General features: G+C 69.9%; 16 protein-coding genes. 8 read left to right on the plus strand and 8 right to left on the minus strand.

What is annotated here, in order from left to right; all coding sequences use genetic code 11:
- Positions 1-2: 2 nt before the first annotated feature.
- A complete protein-coding gene (locus MF270_RS01045; RefSeq protein ID WP_238363996.1) occupies positions 3-731 on the plus strand; it encodes an ABC transporter ATP-binding protein in 729 nt (242 codons plus the stop codon).
- Positions 728-1159, plus strand: a complete 432-nt coding sequence (locus tag MF270_RS01050; protein ID WP_238363997.1) for a type II 3-dehydroquinate dehydratase — start codon at positions 728-730, stop codon at positions 1157-1159. The genes MF270_RS01045 and MF270_RS01050 overlap by 4 nt, the downstream gene beginning before the upstream one ends.
- Before the next feature lie 12 nt (positions 1160-1171).
- Here the strand turns inward: MF270_RS01050 and MF270_RS01055 are convergent, their stop codons facing one another.
- From MF270_RS01055 to MF270_RS01065, 3 genes are read right to left on the minus strand one after another with little or no spacing between them, the layout of a single operon-like run.
- Positions 1172-1915: an SDR family oxidoreductase gene (locus MF270_RS01055; protein ID WP_238363998.1), complete on the minus strand. Its 744-nt coding sequence runs from the start codon at positions 1913-1915 to the stop codon at positions 1172-1174.
- Positions 1908-2678 (minus strand): SDR family NAD(P)-dependent oxidoreductase, encoded by a 771-nt coding sequence (locus tag MF270_RS01060; protein WP_238363999.1) that lies wholly within the window; start codon positions 2676-2678, stop codon positions 1908-1910. The genes MF270_RS01055 and MF270_RS01060 overlap by 8 nt, the downstream gene beginning before the upstream one ends.
- The gene (locus MF270_RS01065; protein WP_238364000.1) at positions 2675-4372 is read right to left on the minus strand and encodes an FAD-dependent oxidoreductase; all 1698 of its coding nucleotides are present in this window, start codon (positions 4370-4372) and stop codon (positions 2675-2677) included. Before MF270_RS01065 ends, MF270_RS01060 begins: the two co-directional genes overlap by 4 nt.
- Before the next feature lie 129 nt (positions 4373-4501).
- Between MF270_RS01065 and MF270_RS01070 the strand changes: the two genes are divergently transcribed.
- The 4 genes from MF270_RS01070 (at position 4502) to MF270_RS01085 (ending at position 8790) form a co-directional block, all read left to right on the plus strand.
- Positions 4502-5404, plus strand: a complete 903-nt coding sequence (locus MF270_RS01070) for a helix-turn-helix domain-containing protein (RefSeq protein ID WP_238364001.1) — start codon at positions 4502-4504, stop codon at positions 5402-5404.
- A gap of 90 nt (positions 5405-5494) precedes the next feature.
- Positions 5495-6070: an NIPSNAP family protein gene (locus tag MF270_RS01075; protein WP_238364002.1), complete on the plus strand. Its 576-nt coding sequence runs from the start codon at positions 5495-5497 to the stop codon at positions 6068-6070.
- 18 nt (positions 6071-6088) lie between these two features.
- Positions 6089-7264, plus strand: coding sequence for an acyl-CoA dehydrogenase family protein (locus MF270_RS01080; protein ID WP_238364003.1), 1176 nt, complete (start codon positions 6089-6091; stop codon positions 7262-7264).
- On the plus strand, positions 7264-8790 hold the full coding sequence (locus MF270_RS01085; RefSeq protein ID WP_238364004.1) for an acyl CoA:acetate/3-ketoacid CoA transferase: 1527 nt from the start codon (positions 7264-7266) through the stop codon (positions 8788-8790). The genes MF270_RS01080 and MF270_RS01085 overlap by 1 nt, the downstream gene beginning before the upstream one ends.
- Positions 8791-9252: 462 nt before the next feature.
- Here MF270_RS01085 and MF270_RS01090 read toward each other — a convergent pair whose 3' ends face one another.
- Positions 9253-9858, minus strand: coding sequence for a c-type cytochrome (locus MF270_RS01090; protein ID WP_418887850.1), 606 nt, complete (start codon positions 9856-9858; stop codon positions 9253-9255).
- Between the two features lie 242 nt (positions 9859-10100).
- Positions 10101-10859: a MauE/DoxX family redox-associated membrane protein gene (locus MF270_RS01095; protein ID WP_238364005.1), complete on the minus strand. Its 759-nt coding sequence runs from the start codon at positions 10857-10859 to the stop codon at positions 10101-10103.
- Between the two features lie 286 nt (positions 10860-11145).
- Between MF270_RS01095 and MF270_RS01100 the strand changes: the two genes are divergently transcribed.
- A complete protein-coding gene (locus MF270_RS01100; RefSeq protein WP_238364006.1) occupies positions 11146-11721 on the plus strand; it encodes a L,D-transpeptidase in 576 nt (191 codons plus the stop codon).
- Between the two features lie 9 nt (positions 11722-11730).
- Here MF270_RS01100 and MF270_RS01105 read toward each other — a convergent pair whose 3' ends face one another.
- Positions 11731-13305, minus strand: coding sequence for a fused MFS/spermidine synthase (locus MF270_RS01105; protein WP_238364007.1), 1575 nt, complete (start codon positions 13303-13305; stop codon positions 11731-11733).
- Positions 13306-13460: 155 nt separating this feature from the next.
- Between MF270_RS01105 and MF270_RS01110 the strand changes: the two genes are divergently transcribed.
- Entirely contained in the window at positions 13461-14807 is a 1347-nt protein-coding gene (locus MF270_RS01110; RefSeq protein WP_238364008.1) for an amidase, read from the plus strand.
- Here MF270_RS01110 and MF270_RS01115 read toward each other — a convergent pair.
- Positions 14794-15516, minus strand: coding sequence for a hydratase (locus tag MF270_RS01115; RefSeq protein WP_238364009.1), 723 nt, complete (start codon positions 15514-15516; stop codon positions 14794-14796). The genes MF270_RS01110 and MF270_RS01115 overlap by 14 nt on opposite strands.
- Complete coding sequence (locus MF270_RS01120) at positions 15509-16150, minus strand: aspartate/glutamate racemase family protein (RefSeq protein ID WP_238364010.1); 642 nt, start codon at positions 16148-16150, stop codon at positions 15509-15511. Before MF270_RS01120 ends, MF270_RS01115 begins: the two co-directional genes overlap by 8 nt.
- Positions 16151-16189: the final 39 nt, after the last annotated feature.

Raw genomic sequence — 16189 nt, forward strand, 5'->3', positions numbered from 1 at the left:
CCATGTTGGAACTCAAGAACCTTTTCGGCGGCTACGGCAAGATCACGATCCTGAACGGGACCACGTTCAAGATCCCCGAGGCGTCGATCACCACCGTGATCGGGCCGAACGGCGCGGGCAAGTCCACGGTGTTCAAGGCGATCTTCGGCCTTCTGAACATCCATTCGGGCGAGATCCTGCTGAACGGCGAGAACGTGGTCGGGTTGACGCCGAAACAGCTGATCAACAAGGGCGTGACCTACGTGCCGCAGGGGCGCAACGTCGTGCCGCAGCTGTCGGTCTACCACAATCTCGAACTGGGCGGGATCACGGCGGACGACCAGTCCCGCGTGAAGGCGCGGATCGAGCAGGTGATGGACCAGTTTCCGATGCTGCGGAAATTCCGTGACCGCAAGGCGATCGAGCTGTCGGGCGGCCAGCAGAAGCAGCTCGAGGTGGCGCGGGCGCTGCTGCTCGACCCCAAGCTGATCCTGATCGACGAGCCCTCGATCGGGCTCTCGCCCAACCTCGTGGCCGAGGTGTTCCGCACCCTCCAGGCTTTGCGCGACCAGGGCGTCACGATCCTGATGGTCGAACAGAACGCCAAGGCGGCGCTGGCCATGTCCGATTACGGGCTGGTGCTGGAATTGGGCCAGACCCGCATGCATGACCGGGCCGACGTGCTGCTGGCCGATCCCAAGGTCGGGCACCTGTTCCTCGGCGGCCATATCGAAGAGGACGCGCCGGCATGAGCGCGCCTGCGATCCACGTTCTGAACGGCCCGAACCTGAACCTGCTGGGCCAGCGCGAGCCGCATATCTACGGCGCGACCACGCTGGCCGAGGTCGAACACATGTGCCGCGCCGCCGCCCGTGGCCCGCTTGAGTTTCACCAGACGAACCACGAAGGCGCGATGATCGAGCGGATCCACGCTGCCCGCGAGACAGCCGCCGGGATCGTCATCAACCCGGCGGGCTGGACGTTTCGCTCGGTCGCGATCCTCGATGCGCTGAAAACGTTCGACGGCCCGATCATCGAGCTGCACATCTCGAACATCCATGCCCGCGACCCGATCTACCACGACAGCCTGATCTCGGCCGTGGCGACGGCCGTGATCGCCGGTCTGGGCGCGGCGGGCTATCCGGTGGCCGTACAGGCGATGTACGGGCTGATCGGCTAGCCGGGCCCGCGGCTAGGAGGCGTCGCCGAAATCGCCGAAGGCGGCCCAGCCGCCATCCACCGACAGCGTTACGCCCGTGATCGCGCTTGCGGCAGGCGAGGCGAGGAACCAGATCGCCTCGGCGATCTCGGACGGGTCGATCAGCCGGCCCTGCGGCACGCGGCGCTGGATCGCGTCCAGGTCGATCCGCCCCTCGGACACCAGCTTTTCGACCAGCGCGGTGCGCGCATAGCCCGGGGCCACGGCATTGACCCGCACGCCCACGCCGGCCCATTCGCAGGCCAGCGACCGGGTCATCATCGCGATGCCCGCCTTGGCCGCGCCATAGGCGTTGCGGCGCGGCAATCCGGTGACCCCGGCGATGGACGACAGGTTCACGATGGCGCCGCCGCCCGCGTCGATCATCCGCCGGGCGCAGGCCCGCGCCACCAGGAAGGCGCCGGTCACATGGATGTCGAGCACCTTGCGGAACTGCGCGATATCCTGCTCGAGGCTGGGCAGGTGGCTGTCGCCGATCCCGGCGTTGTTGACCAGCACGTCGATGCGGTCCAGCCCTGCCACCATCGCCTCGACCGCCGCCGCATCGGTGATGTCAAGCGTGACGCCTGTGTGCCCGGCGCCCAGTCGGGCCGCGGCTTCGTCCGCGCCCGTGAGGTCCGCGATGACGACGCGGCAACCGTCCGCCGCAAAGCGTTGCGCCGTGGCCCAGCCGATCCCCGCGGCGCCGCCCGTGATGATCACGACCCGCTCACTCATTGGCGTAACCGGGGCGGGGGACGTGGCTCATCAGCGTCTGGGCATAGCCGCCATCGACGATGATCTCCTGTCCGCTGACATAGCCGGCCCGGTCCGAGGCAAGGAACAGCACAGCATCGGCGATGTCCTCGGGGCGGCCGATCCGGCGCAGGGGCACGACCGCCTCTCGCGCGGCCTTTGTTGTGGGGTCGGCGTAGAACGCCTCGGACAGGGGGGTGCGGACGAGGCCCGGCGCCACCACGTTCGATCGGACCCCGCGCGGTCCCCATTCAAAGGCCAGCTGACGCGACAGCATCAATACCCCAGCCTTGGAGGCGGAATAGGCATTCGAGAACGCCTGCTGGTGGCGGCCCGAGATCGACCCGACATGAACGATCGATCCGGCCCCGCGCGCCAGCATCCCGGCGCCGAAGCCCTGGGCGCAGCGCAGGTAGCCGGTGAGGTTCACGTCGAGCATCTTTTGCCACGCCGCGATGTCGACCGTGTCGAGCGGACCGGCCGCGAGGAAGGCCGCATTGTTGACCAGGATGTCCGCAGCGCCCACGGCCTTGACGGCTGCCGAGACACTGGCCGCATCGGTCACGTCGCAGGTCAGCGCCTGCCCGCCGACCTCGGTGGCCGAAGCCTGCGCGGCCGCGCCGTCGAGATCCAGCAGGAACACCCGCGCGCCGTTGTCCACCAGCGCCGCCGCGATGGCCTTGCCGATCCCGCCGGCCGCCCCGGTGACGACGGCGGTCTTGCCGTCCAGCTCCAGCCAGTTCATGCGCCCGCTCCGGCAAGATGACGGCCGGTGATGTAGCCAAAGGTCATGGCCGGCCCCAGCGTGATTCCCGCGCCGGGATAGTTCCCGCCCATGATCGAGGCGCGGTCGTTGCCCACCGCGTAAAGCCCGTCTATGGCCGTCCCGTCCGCGCGCTGGACCTGGCCCGTCACATCGGTGCGCAGCCCGTCGAAGGTGCCGAGATCGCCCATGATGATCCTGAGCGCATAGAACGGCCCCGTTGTGATCGGCCCGACACAGGGGTTGGGCCCATGCTCCGGATCCGCGAGGTAGCGGTTGAAGGCGGTCCGGCCGCGCCCGAACTCCGGATCCTCGCCGCGCCCGGCGCCGGTGTTGTAGGCCGCCACCGTCGCCTCGAGCCCCGCCGGGTCGATGCCGGTCTCGCGCGCCAGCTCGGCCAGGGTGGCGCCGCGCTTGAGATAGCCGTTGTTCACGAAGCTGCCGACCGGGACCGGCGCGGGCTTGGCATAGCCAAGGCCGTACTTGCGGATCGTCGGGTGGTCGGCGATCAGCCAGGCGGCGGTCTCGGCCTCGCCCTCGCAGGCGCGCATCAGGGCGGCGCCGACATCGTGATAACTGTTGCTTTCGTTGGTGAACCGCTTGCCGGATTTCAGCACCGCGATGATGCCGGGCTTGTAGCGGTCCAGCAGGTGCGGGAAGGCGCCGAACTTGCCACCCCCCTGCGGCACCTTGCTGACCGGCATCCAGGCCGAGGTGTCCTTGAACTCGATCGGGGCATGGCCGCCGATGGCCTCGGCCAGGCGGATGCCATCGCCGGTGTTGTCCTCGGGCACGGGGCTGAAATGCTCGCCCCCGCGCGCGAGGTGCGGATAGGCCTTGCGCAGTTTCTCGAGGTCATGGGCAAATCCGCCGGTGGCGATGACCACGGCCCGGCTGGCTGTCAGCGTCCCGCTCGGCGTGCGCACGCCGGTGACGCGGCCGCTGTCTGTCAGCAGCTCCTGGGCCGGGGTATCGGTGTAGATCGGGATGCCAAGGTCCAGGACCGATTTTGCCAGCCGCGCCGCCAGCGCATTGCCCGAGGTGACCTGCACCCCGCGACCGTAACGGGCGATCTCGCCGAAATGCTTGACCATCCGCTTGGTCACATAGGCAAAGCTGGCCGCCGATTTCGTGGCGTTGAAGAAATGCTTGATGTCGGCGTTGGACGAATTGAACATCATCCCCATGAAGGTGATGGTCGCCAAAGGCGGGCGCAGGCGCTTCAGGTCCGGCCCCAGCGCCGAGGTGTCGAAGGGCGCGGCCAGGATCGACCGGCCCACGTCCACCCCGCCCGGCACGTCGGGGTGGTAATCGGGGTAGAGGGTCGGCACGAACTTCACCTCGGTCTCGCGCTCGAAGAAATCGACCATCTGGGGACCGGCGTCGAGGAAGGCCTCGACCGCCGCCTCGGAGTAGAAGTTGCCCGTCTCTTCCTTCATGTAGCGCACCGCGTCTTCGCGGCTGTCCGCAATCCCCGCGTCCTGCGCATGGCGGTTGCCGGGGATCCACAGCACCCCGCCCGAAAAGGCCGTGGTGCCGCCAAAGACCGGCGCCTTTTCGATGATCGCGACGGAGAGCCCGTGCTTTTTCGCGGTGATCGCCGTGGACATGCCCCCGGCGCCCGACCCGATGACCACCACGTCCCAGGTCTCGTCCCCGCTTGGCCGTTGGCGCATGTCGTCCTCCCATCTGACTGCGTGGCGATTACGCCCTGAAGGCCCGCCAAGGCCAATGGACAGGGCGGCGTTTTTGTTGGACAATTCATCACCCCGGGGGAGCCGGGCGAGGCAGAGGACATAGGACACGTGTCGCACAAGACACCCATTCCAAGCTTTTACCTGTATGGCGATGCGCAGCTTGACGAGGATCTGGACACGATTCACGTCGAGCCGATCCGCGACCGGTCGCAGCGCAACGATTGGATCATTCATCCCCATGTCCACCCCGACCACGTGCAGGTGCTGTGGATCACCGAGGGCGGCGCGCGCTTTACCATCGAGGGGCAGGAGCTGCTGGCCCCGCCGCGCAGCCTGGTCGTCCAGCCGGCCGGCGCGCTGCACGAGATCCTGTTCCAGCCCGGCACCGAGGGGCGCGTCATCACCGCCGCCGTGACCTACGTGGAGGCGGTCGCGCGGGACGATCCGCGCCTTGTCGCCGTGACCCGCCACCCGGGCGCCTACCCGGTGCCCGAAGGCAGCGCGAACGCGGCCCTGGTGGCGCAGAACTTCGACCAGATCCTGACCGAGGCGCGCTGGGAGGCGCCGGGCCGCCGCATGGCGATCCGCGGGGCCTTCCTGTCGATCCTCGTCGCGCTCTTCCGCCTGGCCGAAACGCTGGGCGCTTCGGAACCCGCGCGCAGGGACCGTGATTTCGAACTGGTGACGCGCTACCGCGCCGCGCTCGAGGATCATTTCCGCGACCAGAAATCGCTGGCCTTCTACGCCCGCGAGCTTGGCGCCTCGACCCAGCGGCTGAACGCCGCCTGCAAGGCGCGGGCGGGGCGCACGGCGTCCGAGGTTCTGTACGACCGCATCCTGGTCGAGGCCAAGCGCTGCCTGCTTTACACCGAGATGACCGTGGCCGAGATCGGCCATGCCATCGGCTACGACGACCCGGCCTATTTCAACCGCTTCTTCTCGCAGCGGGTGGGGCGGCCGCCGGGGACCTACCGCGCCGAGGCGGCGACGACCCGGCGCGTCGGCACCTGACGGATCGTCCAACACAACGGCGCAATCGTCCATTTCGGAAAGTCTTTCCACTTTGCATCTTCCTCCCGACGCCAAATCGGGAGGATTGCGGTGTTCTTCGAGCTTCGGACCTATGACCTGAAGCCGGGCAAGGTCCCGGTCTACCTGGAGTTTTTCCGCACCTTCGGGGTGGCACTGGTGACGCGCCACCTGCCCATGGGCGGCTACTGGATGACCGAGAGCGGCGCGCTGAACCGGATCGAGCATCTTTGGATCTACGACAGTTTCGACGAACGCGACGCCTGCCGCGCGGGCCTGGTCAAGGAAAGCGCCTGGATGGACGATTTCATCCCCCGCGCCTTTGCCGACGTGGTGGCGCAAAGCACCCGGATCATGGAACTGACCGCCTCGTCCGATGCCTTCGACGCGGTGATCGCGGGGCGCCGCACGTGCCTTGAAAACCAGGCGCCCGAGACCCCGATGTTCGCCCCCGGCCTGCACGGGCTGACACTGTCGGATACCCCGCCGGTCAACGACTCGCTCGCCGCCTTCCGCGTGCTCTCGGGCGACCGGCCCGGCACCCACGTACAGATCGCCGCTGGCAGCTTCGCCAGCCTCACCAGCGGGAACTCCGGTGCGCTTGGCCACGAGATTCTCCGCCCGCTCAGCCTTTCGCCGCTGCGCTGACACAGCAAGGACAGAACCATGGATTTCGAGATTTCCCACGAACAACGCATGCTGGTCGACACGGTGCGCGGCTTTATCAAGGACGAGCTGGCGCCGCTCGAGCAGCAGGTCGAAGACAGCGGCGTGCTGGATGATGCCACGGCCCACGCGATCTTTGAAAAGTCCTCCAGCCTAGGCCTTTACGGCATGAACATCCCCGAGCAGTTCGGCGGTGGGGGCCTCTCGTGCCTCGACCAGATGATGTGCGAGGAACAGTTCGGCCACACCACCGACATCCTGATCCGCCGCGCCTTCGGCAATGTCTACGAGGTGCTGCTGTCCTGCACCGGCGCGCAGGTTGACCGCTGGCTGACCCCGGCGGTCAAGGGCGACCGGGTCTGCTCCATCGCCTTCACCGAGCCGGGCGCCGGGTCGGACGCGGCCGGGATCAAGACCCGCGCCGTGCGGAAAGGCGACAAATGGGTGCTGAACGGGATGAAGCACTACATCTCGGACGGGGCGTTTTCCGACTTCTTCGTGGTGACGGCGGTGACCGACCCCGAGAAGGGCCATCGCGGGATTTCCATGTTCCTTGTCGACAAGGGCACGCCCGGCTTCTCATTGGGCCGCGACCAGCAGATGATGGGCATTCGCGGCACCTCGCATCTCGACCTGCATTTCGACGACGTCGAACTGACCGACGCGAACCTGCTGGGGACCGAGGGCGAGGGGCTGAAGCTGGCGCTCTCGGTGCTGGGCCGGGTGCGGCTGGCGCAGGTCTCGGCCCGGGCGGTGGGCAAATCGACCAAGATCCTTGGCCTGACGCTGGATTATGCCCGCGACCGGGTGCAGTTCGGCCAGCCTATCGGGGACTTCCAGATGGTGCAGCAGATGCTGGCCGACAGCGCGATGGAGATCAACGCCACCCGCACCGCGCTGTGGCAGACCGCCAACAAGATCGACCGCGGGCTCGATCCGCGCGCCGATATCTCGGCGCTCAAGGTGCAGGGGGGCGAGCTGCTCGACCGCGTGGTGGACCGCGCGGTGCAGATCTTTGGCGGCATGGGCTTTTCCAAGGACCTGCCGATCGAGCGTTATTACCGCGACGCCCGCATCTACCGCATCTTCGACGGCGCGTCGGAGGTGCATCGCAGCGTGGTGGCCAAGACCCTGCTGAAGGGCGCGACCGACCTTTACGATCCCTGGAGCAACTGATGCGATCCAAGTTCATGTCGGCCGCCGAGGCGGTGGCGCTGGTGCCCGACGAGGCCACGCTGTCGATCACCGGGGGCGGCGGGGGCCTCTGCGAGGCGATGTGCCTGCAAGAGGCCATTGAGGCGCGGTTCCTGTCCACCGGCCACCCCAGGGGCCTGACGCTGGTCCATGCGCTGGGCATCGGCAACCGGCAGGGCACCGGCGTCGGGCGGTTCGCCCACAGGGGCATGGTGCGCAAGGTGATCGGCGGGCACTGGGTCTGGTCGCCCAAGATGCAGGAGATGGCGGCCAATGACGAGATCGAGGCGCATGTCTTGCCCGGCGGCGTCGCCATGCAGCTGATGCGCGAAATCGCGGCGGGGCGGCCGGGGCTGATCACCCATGTGGGCCTTGGCACCTTCATCGACCCGCGCCTCGACGGCGGGCGGATGAACGGGGCCGCGCGCGATCCGCTCTGCGAGGTGATCGAGATCGGCGGCCGCGAATACCTACGCTACCTGCCGTTCCCGGTTCATGCCTGCCTGCTCAAGGGGTCCATCGCGGACGACGACGGCAACATCTCGCTCGACGAGGAGCCGGCCAACGTGGACACCTATGCCATCGCGGCGGCGGTGCACAATTCCGGCGGCAAGGTGATCTTCCAGGTGCGCGAGCGGGTGCCCGCCGGCACCCTGGGCGCGCGGCAGGTGCGCATCCCGGCCGCCATCGTGGACGCCATCGTGGTCGATCCCGCGCAGACGCAGGGCTACGACATCGCCTATGACCCCTCGATCTCGGGCCAGGCGCGGACCGCGCTGCCGCCGCCGGAGGAGCCGGGCTTTTCCCCCCGCCGCATCGTCGCCAACCGCGCCCGGGAAGAGCTGCGCGAGGGCGCGATCATCAACTACGGATTCGGCATCCCCGACGAGATCGCGACCATCGTCGCCGCCCATGGCGAGACCGACCGCTATTACCAGACCATCGAACACGGCACCTACGGCGGGCGCCTGCTGACCGGCTCGCTTTTCGGCTATGCGCAGAACGCATCCTGCATGATCGACGGGCCGTCGCAGTTCGATTTCTACGCGGGCGGCGGGCTCGACATCGCCTTCCTCGGCTTCGGCCAGGTCGATGCGGCGGGCAACGTGAATGCCTCCAAGCTAGGCGGGCTGCCGGTGGGGCCGGGCGGTTTCATCGACATTGCGCAGAACGCGCGCAAGGTGGTCTTTGTCGGCACCTTCGATGCCAAGGGCGGCAAGGTGGACGCGGGCGACGGCAAGCTGACGATCCATCGCCATGGCGCGGTGCAGAAGTTCGTGACCCGCGTCGACCAGGTCACATTCTCCGGCCCCCAGGCGGTGCGGCAGGGGCAAGAGGTGCTCTTCGTGACCGAACGCGCCGTGTTCCGCCTGGCCGAGGACGGTCTGGCCCTGGTCGAGGTGGCGCCGGGAATCGACCTGCAGGCCGACGTGTTGGATCGCATGGCCTTCCCGGTCCGGGTCGACGGGCCACGGCTGATGGCAGAGGGGCACTTTCGCCCGGCCTGATGGCGCGCGCCTTCTGTGCACCGGGGCGGCAAGCGGCCCGCCAGTCCGGAACGCGACCGGCACGGCGCCCAGACAGGCGGTGGCATGGGTGGCATGTCCGCGGTCGAACACCGGCCTGAACCCCGAGGGGACGCCCGGCGCGGCGGCTTCCACGGGCCGTCCGCCATGACGGCGCACTTGGCCACGGGCCTCGTGTCAGGATGACGCCTGTCGGCGCCTCGGGGCGCTTTCCGAGACGCCCCGCAGCGCGACCATGTGCCTGACCGGCCGGTTCGCGCGCGCGGCCCGGTCGCAGCCCGGCACGCGGGGGAAACCGGTCACCCGGCGCGGGCCAGGCCGGTGGTTGATCGCCGCCACGATGACGTCGCCGCGCTGCGCCAGCCGGGTGTCGACGCAGGTTGCCCTTGTCGCAGCCCAGGTGACGGACAAGCCAGCCCGGGATCACGCCCGGGCGCAGGCGCCTCAATCCGCCGCGTGGGTCCGCGCGCTTTGCACCTGCTGCGCTTCCTCGGGCCAGGTCGAGCGGATGAAGGCGAGGATGTCGAGGACCTGCTCTTCGGTCAGCGTGCCCTCGAAAGCGGGCATCCCGCTTGCGAAATCCGTCACGCCCCGCGCCGCCAGGGCGGCCTTGCCACCCCTGAGCGTGTACTCCAGCAGCAGGGGCGTGTCGTGATGCCAGGTGTGGCCGGTCACGTCATGCGGCGGGGCGGGCAGAACACCGTCCGGCCCGGGCTGTCTCCAATCCGGTTGCCCTTCCAGCCAGGCCCCGTGGCAGGCGGCGCAGGCCTCGGCGTAAAGCGACGCGCCGGTCTCGATGTCCCGCCCCTCGAAGCGATGGTCCGCCTGTGCGCCGGTCGCGAGGCAGGCCAGGATCAGGACGGCGCGCCAGGTTCGGCGCGGCACGGCGAAAGCCGGGCGCTGCGTGTCCCGCGAGGGTCGCCAGCCCCGGACGGCCTGGCCGTCCCCGCGCCGGCCGTGTCCGGCACGGCATTTGCGCAGGCCGGGAAACGGTCGAAATCGTGCCAGGAGGCCGTCGGCGTCGCGGGCGATGTCAAGGGTGGTCTTCATGCAGCCTTCCTTCCTTGCGAGGGGCCCGGCCACCTTCGGCCCGGGCGTGCCGATCCGTCTTCTGCATGGGCGAGTTTCGCGGCAGCGGCAAGTCCTGCGGGCGGATGATCACGGCCAGGTGTCTGCCCCGGCGGCCAGGGCCGCGCGCGGTTGCGTCCCGGCGGTCGCGCATGGGCGCGCGCCTGCGCAGGGCCTGACGCCCGCCGCGGGGGCCGTCGACGCGACCGCGGATCAGTGTGCGATCACCCTGCCAGGGCCCGCGCGCCCATCCACAGCGCCATGGCCATCATCATCACGTTCTCGGTCAGCGACACAAAGCCCAGGGGCACCGTCGATGCCCCGCCCACGCAGGCGCATTTGAGCTCGCGCCGGTCGACGTAAACTGCCTTGACCACGCTGACTGCGCCGATCCCGCCGATCACCAGCGCCACCGGCACCGACAGCCAGGTCAGCGCCCCGGCGGTCATCAGGATGCCGGCCAGCGCCTCGCCGAAGGGATAGAGCTTGCCATAGGGCACCCAGCGCCGCGCCAGGAGGTCGTAGTTCAGGAACATGGTCGAAAAGCTCTCGATGTCCTGAAGTTTCTGGATCGCGAGGACCGTCATCGACAGCGAGATGAACCATTCCACCGCGCGCAGGGTGAAGACCGTGCCGTACTGGTGCCACGACAGCCCCAACGCCAACAGTGCGGTGACGGCGAAAATGGCGATGACCGGCTGGTAGCTTGTGTCGCTTTGCTCGTCCTTGGGCGGGTCAAGCTCGAAATGCACGCGCAGGTCGTCGTAGCCGCCGATGCGGGCCCCGTCGATAAAGGTCTGGGGCGTGGTCTCGACGCCGTGCCGCGCCATGAAGGCATCGGTCTCGGCGCGCGTCTCGAGGGGGTGGTCCTCGACCCTGTAGCCCTGGCGTTCGAGCAGGTCCTTGGACTTCAGCCCGTAGGGGCAGATGTGGTCGGGCATGACCATGCGGTAAAGCGTGGCGGTCCGGGCGTCCCTTGGCATCAGGTCTCTCCTTCGCTGCAGTGCGGTCCGTGGACCCCGGCGCCGGATGGTCCGATCCCGGCAATGCCCCTCGTGCCGGGGCGCCGGGCATGGGCGGTCCTCCGCGTCCGGGTCCTTGCCTGTCAACGACCTTCCAGCGCAGGAGGGTTCCCGCCGATCCGCGATTTCGGGCAGACTTCGTTGTTTTTCGGGAACATTTGCCCGCATCCTCGCCCTGTCACGCGGATGTGAGTGGGGTTTTGCGCCGCTTCTTGCATGTGTGGGACCCGACCAGGAAAGGACCTTCATGACCCTGCCCACGCGCCGCCACGTACTCGCCGGCCTTGCCGCGACGCTTGCCACCTCTGCCGGGGCCCATAGCGTGACGTTGCCCGACCGCTTCCTGCCGACCCGCGTCAAGACGGCGCGGACCGGGTGGCTGCCGGGCGAGATCCACGTGGTGCCGGACGATTTCTTCCTTTACCTCATGTACGAGGACGGATCGGCGCTGCGCTACGGCGTCGGCGTCGGGCGCAAGGGCCTGTACGAGCCGGGTGTCTTCACCGTGGCGCGCAAGGCCGAGTGGCCCTGGTGGCGCCCGACCCCGGCAATGATCAAGCGCGATCCCGGCAAATATGCCAGGTACAAGGATGGGATGAAGGGCGGGCCGAACAACCCGCTGGGCGCGCGGGCGCTCTATCTCTACGACGGGCAGGGGCGCGACACCTACCTGCGCATCCACGGCACAAACGCGCCCTCGACCATCGGCAGCGCAGTGTCGAACGGCTGCGCCCGGCTGACCAACGACCACGTTAAGGACCTGTACCCGCGCGTGCCCGTCGGCACCCGGGTCGTGCTGCATCCCAAGGTCACCACCGCCTGAAAGGCGCGCTCAGCGATGCCCGACCCAGCCGCGATCGTCGGTAAAGGGCCGGGCCGGCGAGATCCGCGTCGGCGCGTAGCCCTCGGGCCGCCCGGACGGCGCGTCCAGCGGTCGGGGCGAGGCCGCCAGCAGCACGTTGGTCCGGCCGCGGGCGTTCAGCGGGCCGGCCTCGGCGATCACGTGGGGATATGTCTCGCGCAGGATCGCGTGGACGCCGCGGGCCAGCGGGCCGTCGGGGGCGTCGATCAGGTTCACGTAGACCGGCCCGTCGACGATTTCGCGCAGGCGGGCAAAGGTTTCCGTCGTGACAAGGTGCGCCGGTACCGAGCCCGAGGAAAAGGCATCCATCACCGCGGCATCGAACCGGCGTTCGGTGCGGTTGAGGTAGACCCGGCCGTCGGCATGGACGATGCCGAGGCGTCCTGTCTGCTGCTCCGACCCGGTGCCGTGGCCGGCTTGGTAGCCGGTTTGGGCGATCACCCCGGCCGCCTGCGGCATGTGATGGCGCACCACCTCGGTCACCAGCGGGTCAATCTCGACCGCGACGGCCTGCGCCGCGGGGCGCGCGGTCAGCAGCTTGGCCGGCAGCGTGTAGCCGCCGCCGCCGACGAACAGCACCGAAGGCGCGGGCCCGAGGTCCTGCGCCATCCGGGCCCAGAGCCACTCGGTATAGCCAAGCGCCAGCCCGACATCGCCCGCGTCCGCGTCCTGCGTGGCCGGGCGTTCGGAGGCCTGGATGATGCCGTCCGACAGCAGCAGCACCTCGGGGCCCTGCCGAACCACGCGCAGGCAGGAGAGGCCGGATTCATAGGGGCAGGCCGGCGATCCGGCGACCCCCGACACTGCCACGAAGACAGCGGCGGCAAGCGGCACGCCCGGGTGGCCCGGCGCCCCGCCCCGCAGGAAGGGCAGGCACAGCAGCGTCACCACCGCGCAGGCCGCGAAGGTGGCGGTCGAGCCGATCAGCGGCAGCGTCACGAAGCCGGCCAGGATCGCCCCGAAGATGGCCCCGACCGACCCGGCCGCCAGGACGAATCCCAGCGACGAGCCTTCGCGCCCCGGCCGCGCCTCGATCGCGAGCCGGGCCAGCAGGGGCGAGGGCAGGGTGACGCAGACCGAGGCCGGAAAGAACACAAGCAGCACGGTGAGGATCATGCCCTCGGTCCCGCGCGCGCCCCAGGCGTGCAGCAGCCCCAGCAGGGTCGGCGACACGGCCATCAGCATGGCGGTCGCGACCAGCGCCGCGCGGACGTTCGGCATTGCCTGGTCGCGCGGCCGCTCGGCCACGATCCCACCGATGGCGCTGCCCAGCGAGAACCCCCCGAGCACGGTCGCGATCACGGTGGTCCAGGTCAGCAGCGAGGTGCCGAAGAACGGCGCGAGCACCCGGCCGGCGGCGATCTCGTAGGTCAGCCCGACGGCGGACAGCACGAGGGTGAGGGCGATGATGATCGAGAAGCGGATGGGGTGTCTCCTTGCCTGTCTGCCCGGCGGGCCGGGGTCTTGGCCGACCAGATAGCGTGCGGCGCGGAAAGTCACGTGGCGCAAGGCGGCCCTGCGCGCGCTGCCGGGGATGGCGCCCATGGCCGGGTCGCGGGCACAGCTGCCTGCGACCTGCCCTCTGCCGCAGCGATCCCATGCCCGGCCCGGTCTGCGCTGGCCAAATGGCTTGTCCCCGCGCGACCGGCGTGCTGTCGTCGACAGGCACGGGCAAAGGCCACCGACAAGGGAGACTTCACGTGATCTGGCAGCAGGACGCCTCCGCCCTCGTCGCCGCCTTCGCGCGCGGTGCGGTCACGCCGACCGCCGCGGCCGAGGCGATGCTGGAGCGGATCGCCGCCGCGGACCCGGTTCTGAACGCCTTCTCCCAGCTGTCGGGCACGGTGCTGGACGCGGCGCAGGCGGCCACGCGGCGCTGGCAGCAGGGCGCGCCGATGGGGCCGCTGGACGGGGTGCCGATGGTCATCAAGGACAATCTCGTCGTCGCGGGCCTGCCTGCCGCCTGGGGCAATGCCGCGCTGGCGCGCCGCGTGGCAGGGCAGGACGAAAGCCCGGTCGCCGCGTTGCGGGCGGCGGGCGCGCTGGTGCTGGGCAAGGGCAACACGCCGGAATTCGCGGTCGAGGGCTACACCGGCAACGCCACCTTCGGCACGACGCGCAACCCGTTCGATCCGGACCTGACGCCGGGTGGGTCCTCGGGCGGGGTCGTGGCGGCTGTCGCCTCGGGCATGGCCGTCGCAGGGTTGGCGACGGATGGCGGCGGCTCGATCCGGCGGCCGGCGGGTTATTGCGGGCTCTACGGGCTCAAGCCCGGGATCGGCCATGTGCGGCGCGCGGGCGGGTTGCCGCAACTCCTGCTGGATTTCGAGGTGGCGGGGCCGGTGACCCGGTCGCTGCGCGACCTGCGGCTGCTCGATGCCGTGCTGTCGGGCAAGCCGGCTGTCGCCGCCCCGGCACGCGCCCGCATCCTGACGGTCGAGACGCTGGACGATGCGCCCTGCGATCCCGGAATCCGCGCGGCCCTTGCCCGCACGGCCGAGGCGCTGCGGCAGGCGGGCCACCGCGTCGAGGCGGGCGCGCTGCCCTGCGACCTTGCGGATCTCAACGCGGGCTGGGGCACCATCGCCGAGGTCGGGCTTGCCGCGCTGTTTGCCGACGATCCCGAGATCGCCGAGGCCGCGGCGCCGAAGTATCGCGACATGGCCGCGCGCGGGGCAGGGGTCCGCGCGACCGAGCTGGCCGGGATCCTCGCCGCGGTCTTTCGCTTGCGCAACGAGTCCATCGGGCTCTGGGGCTTCGACGCGATCCTGATGCCGGCCTCTGCCGCCCATCCCTGGCCGGCGGGCGACACGCATCCGCCTGTCATCGACGGTCAGCCGGTCGGGCCACGCGGCCACGCGGTCTATACCGGCTGGGTCAATGCCGCCGGCCTGCCCGCGCTGGCCTTCCCGGCCGAGACGGAGCGCGGCCTGCCCATCGGCATGCAGTTGATCGGCCCGATGGGAACCGAAAGCCGTCTCATGGACATCATCGCCCCCGTCGCGCCGGAGTTCCGCTGGCCGGACCCGGACGTCAGCCCAGGGTGACGCTGGCGGTGCCGAGGCCCTCGATCCGGCCCTCGACGGTCACGCCGGGCTCGAACCAGGGCAGTCCGCAGACCGACCCGGTGATCACCACCTGGCCCACCTGCAACCCGCCGCAATGCGCCCCGAGATGCGTGACGAGCGCCGCGAGGTTGGCCAGGGCCGAGCCGCCGGGGATGGTCGCCGGGCCGTCGATCACCACCTTGTCTCCGGCGGTCAGCGACGCCGTGACCGTGCCGAAGTCGCCCCCGTCCCAGCCGGGCAGAGCGGCGCCGGTCACGAGGCCCGCGTTGATCTGGAAATCGGCGAACTTCATCACTGCATCCTCGGCCGCCCGCCCCGACAGGCGCGTGTCCACCAGCTCGAGCGCGACGAGCGGGCGGAAGTAGTGCGGCAGGTCCCCGGGCAGCGCGGCCGAGGGCAGGGGGCGCAGGAGTTCGAACCCGACCTCGAGCTCGACCCCCAGCCGGTCACGTATGGTCCGGGTGCCGCCATTCGCGACCCGCAGGCGCGCGGGGATGGGGGCGAGGATCGGCGGGCTGCCGTCGGCCTGGCCGACCTTGAACCCGGCGACCGGCCCCAGCGTGGCAATCACGGCTTCCTGCACGGCCAGCACTTCGGCCCTTGTCAGCGGCTGAAACGGGCAGGGCGCGGGGGTGCCGGTGCGATGCGCCTCGATCAGGGCGGCGATCAGCGGGGAAAGGTCAGTCATGGTGGTGCTCCAGCAGGGCCGCGACTTCGACCGCGGCACAGAGAATGGGGTTGAAGAGACGCGCAGGCGCGCGCGGCCGCAGCCGTTCGGCCGCAGCCCCCAACGGGCCGCCGCCGATGATGACATGCCGCGCCCCCGAATCGGCAGCCCTTTCAATGGCCCCGAGCAAGGCGGCGTCCAGCGCGTCTGCGTCGGCCATGAGCGCCTGCGCATCGCCGGTCGCGAAAACGCTGCCAAGGTAGGAGGCGCCGCCCGCGCGCCGCATCAGCGCGTCGATCTGAGGCCCGAGCAGCGGGGTCGTGGTGGCGACGGCAAAGGTCACGCCGCCCGCGCCGGCGGCCCGCGCGCTGGCCGCGCCGATCCCCACCACGGGGCAGTCCAGCCGGTGCTGCAGGGCCTCGGCGCCGGGATCGCCGAAGGCCGAGACGATGACCGCCGCGATCCCAGGGTCAGGTGTGACCGCCGCGACCAGCCGCCCGGCCTCGGCCAGCGCCTCGGGCGTCGTGATCAGGTCGGGACCGTTCGGGGCCGTCCAGCCCGCCGGCGGCGCGCCAAGGGCCGTCGCGGCGATGGCGCACATGGTGACGGTGGTCTGCGCGTTGCTGTTGGGGTTCATCAAGAGAATCGGTTTCATGGCCTGCCCCGACATGCGGCGCCCCGCGGCAGCGCCATG

The sequence above is a fragment of the Mesobacterium pallidum genome (genome assembly GCF_019966535.1).
Classification (GTDB): Bacteria; Pseudomonadota; Alphaproteobacteria; order Rhodobacterales; family Rhodobacteraceae; genus Mesobacterium; species Mesobacterium pallidum.

Excerpts from the sequence above, each read along its gene's own strand:
- MF270_RS01120 (WP_238364010.1), bottom strand. The coding sequence starts at position 16,150 with ATGAAACCGATTCTCTTGATGAACCCCAACAGCAACGCGCAGACCACC.
- MF270_RS01060 (WP_238363999.1), bottom strand. The coding sequence starts at position 2,678 with ATGAACTGGCTGGAGCTGGACGGCAAGACCGCCGTCGTCACCGGGGCG.
- MF270_RS01050 (WP_238363997.1), top strand. The coding sequence starts at position 728 with ATGAGCGCGCCTGCGATCCACGTTCTGAACGGCCCGAACCTGAACCTG.
- MF270_RS01045 (WP_238363996.1), top strand. The coding sequence starts at position 3 with ATGTTGGAACTCAAGAACCTTTTCGGCGGCTACGGCAAGATCACGATC.
- MF270_RS01055 (WP_238363998.1), bottom strand. The coding sequence starts at position 1,915 with ATGAGTGAGCGGGTCGTGATCATCACGGGCGGCGCCGCGGGGATCGGC.
- MF270_RS01080 (WP_238364003.1), top strand. The coding sequence starts at position 6,089 with ATGGATTTCGAGATTTCCCACGAACAACGCATGCTGGTCGACACGGTG.
- MF270_RS01115 (WP_238364009.1), bottom strand. The coding sequence starts at position 15,516 with ATGACTGACCTTTCCCCGCTGATCGCCGCCCTGATCGAGGCGCATCGC.
- MF270_RS01105 (WP_238364007.1), bottom strand. The coding sequence starts at position 13,305 with ATGGGCGCCATCCCCGGCAGCGCGCGCAGGGCCGCCTTGCGCCACGTG.
- MF270_RS01090 (WP_418887850.1), bottom strand. The coding sequence starts at position 9,858 with ATGAAGACCACCCTTGACATCGCCCGCGACGCCGACGGCCTCCTGGCA.
- MF270_RS01085 (WP_238364004.1), top strand. The coding sequence starts at position 7,264 with ATGCGATCCAAGTTCATGTCGGCCGCCGAGGCGGTGGCGCTGGTGCCC.
- MF270_RS01100 (WP_238364006.1), top strand. The coding sequence starts at position 11,146 with ATGACCCTGCCCACGCGCCGCCACGTACTCGCCGGCCTTGCCGCGACG.
- MF270_RS01095 (WP_238364005.1), bottom strand. The coding sequence starts at position 10,859 with ATGCCAAGGGACGCCCGGACCGCCACGCTTTACCGCATGGTCATGCCC.
- MF270_RS01065 (WP_238364000.1), bottom strand. The coding sequence starts at position 4,372 with ATGCGCCAACGGCCAAGCGGGGACGAGACCTGGGACGTGGTGGTCATC.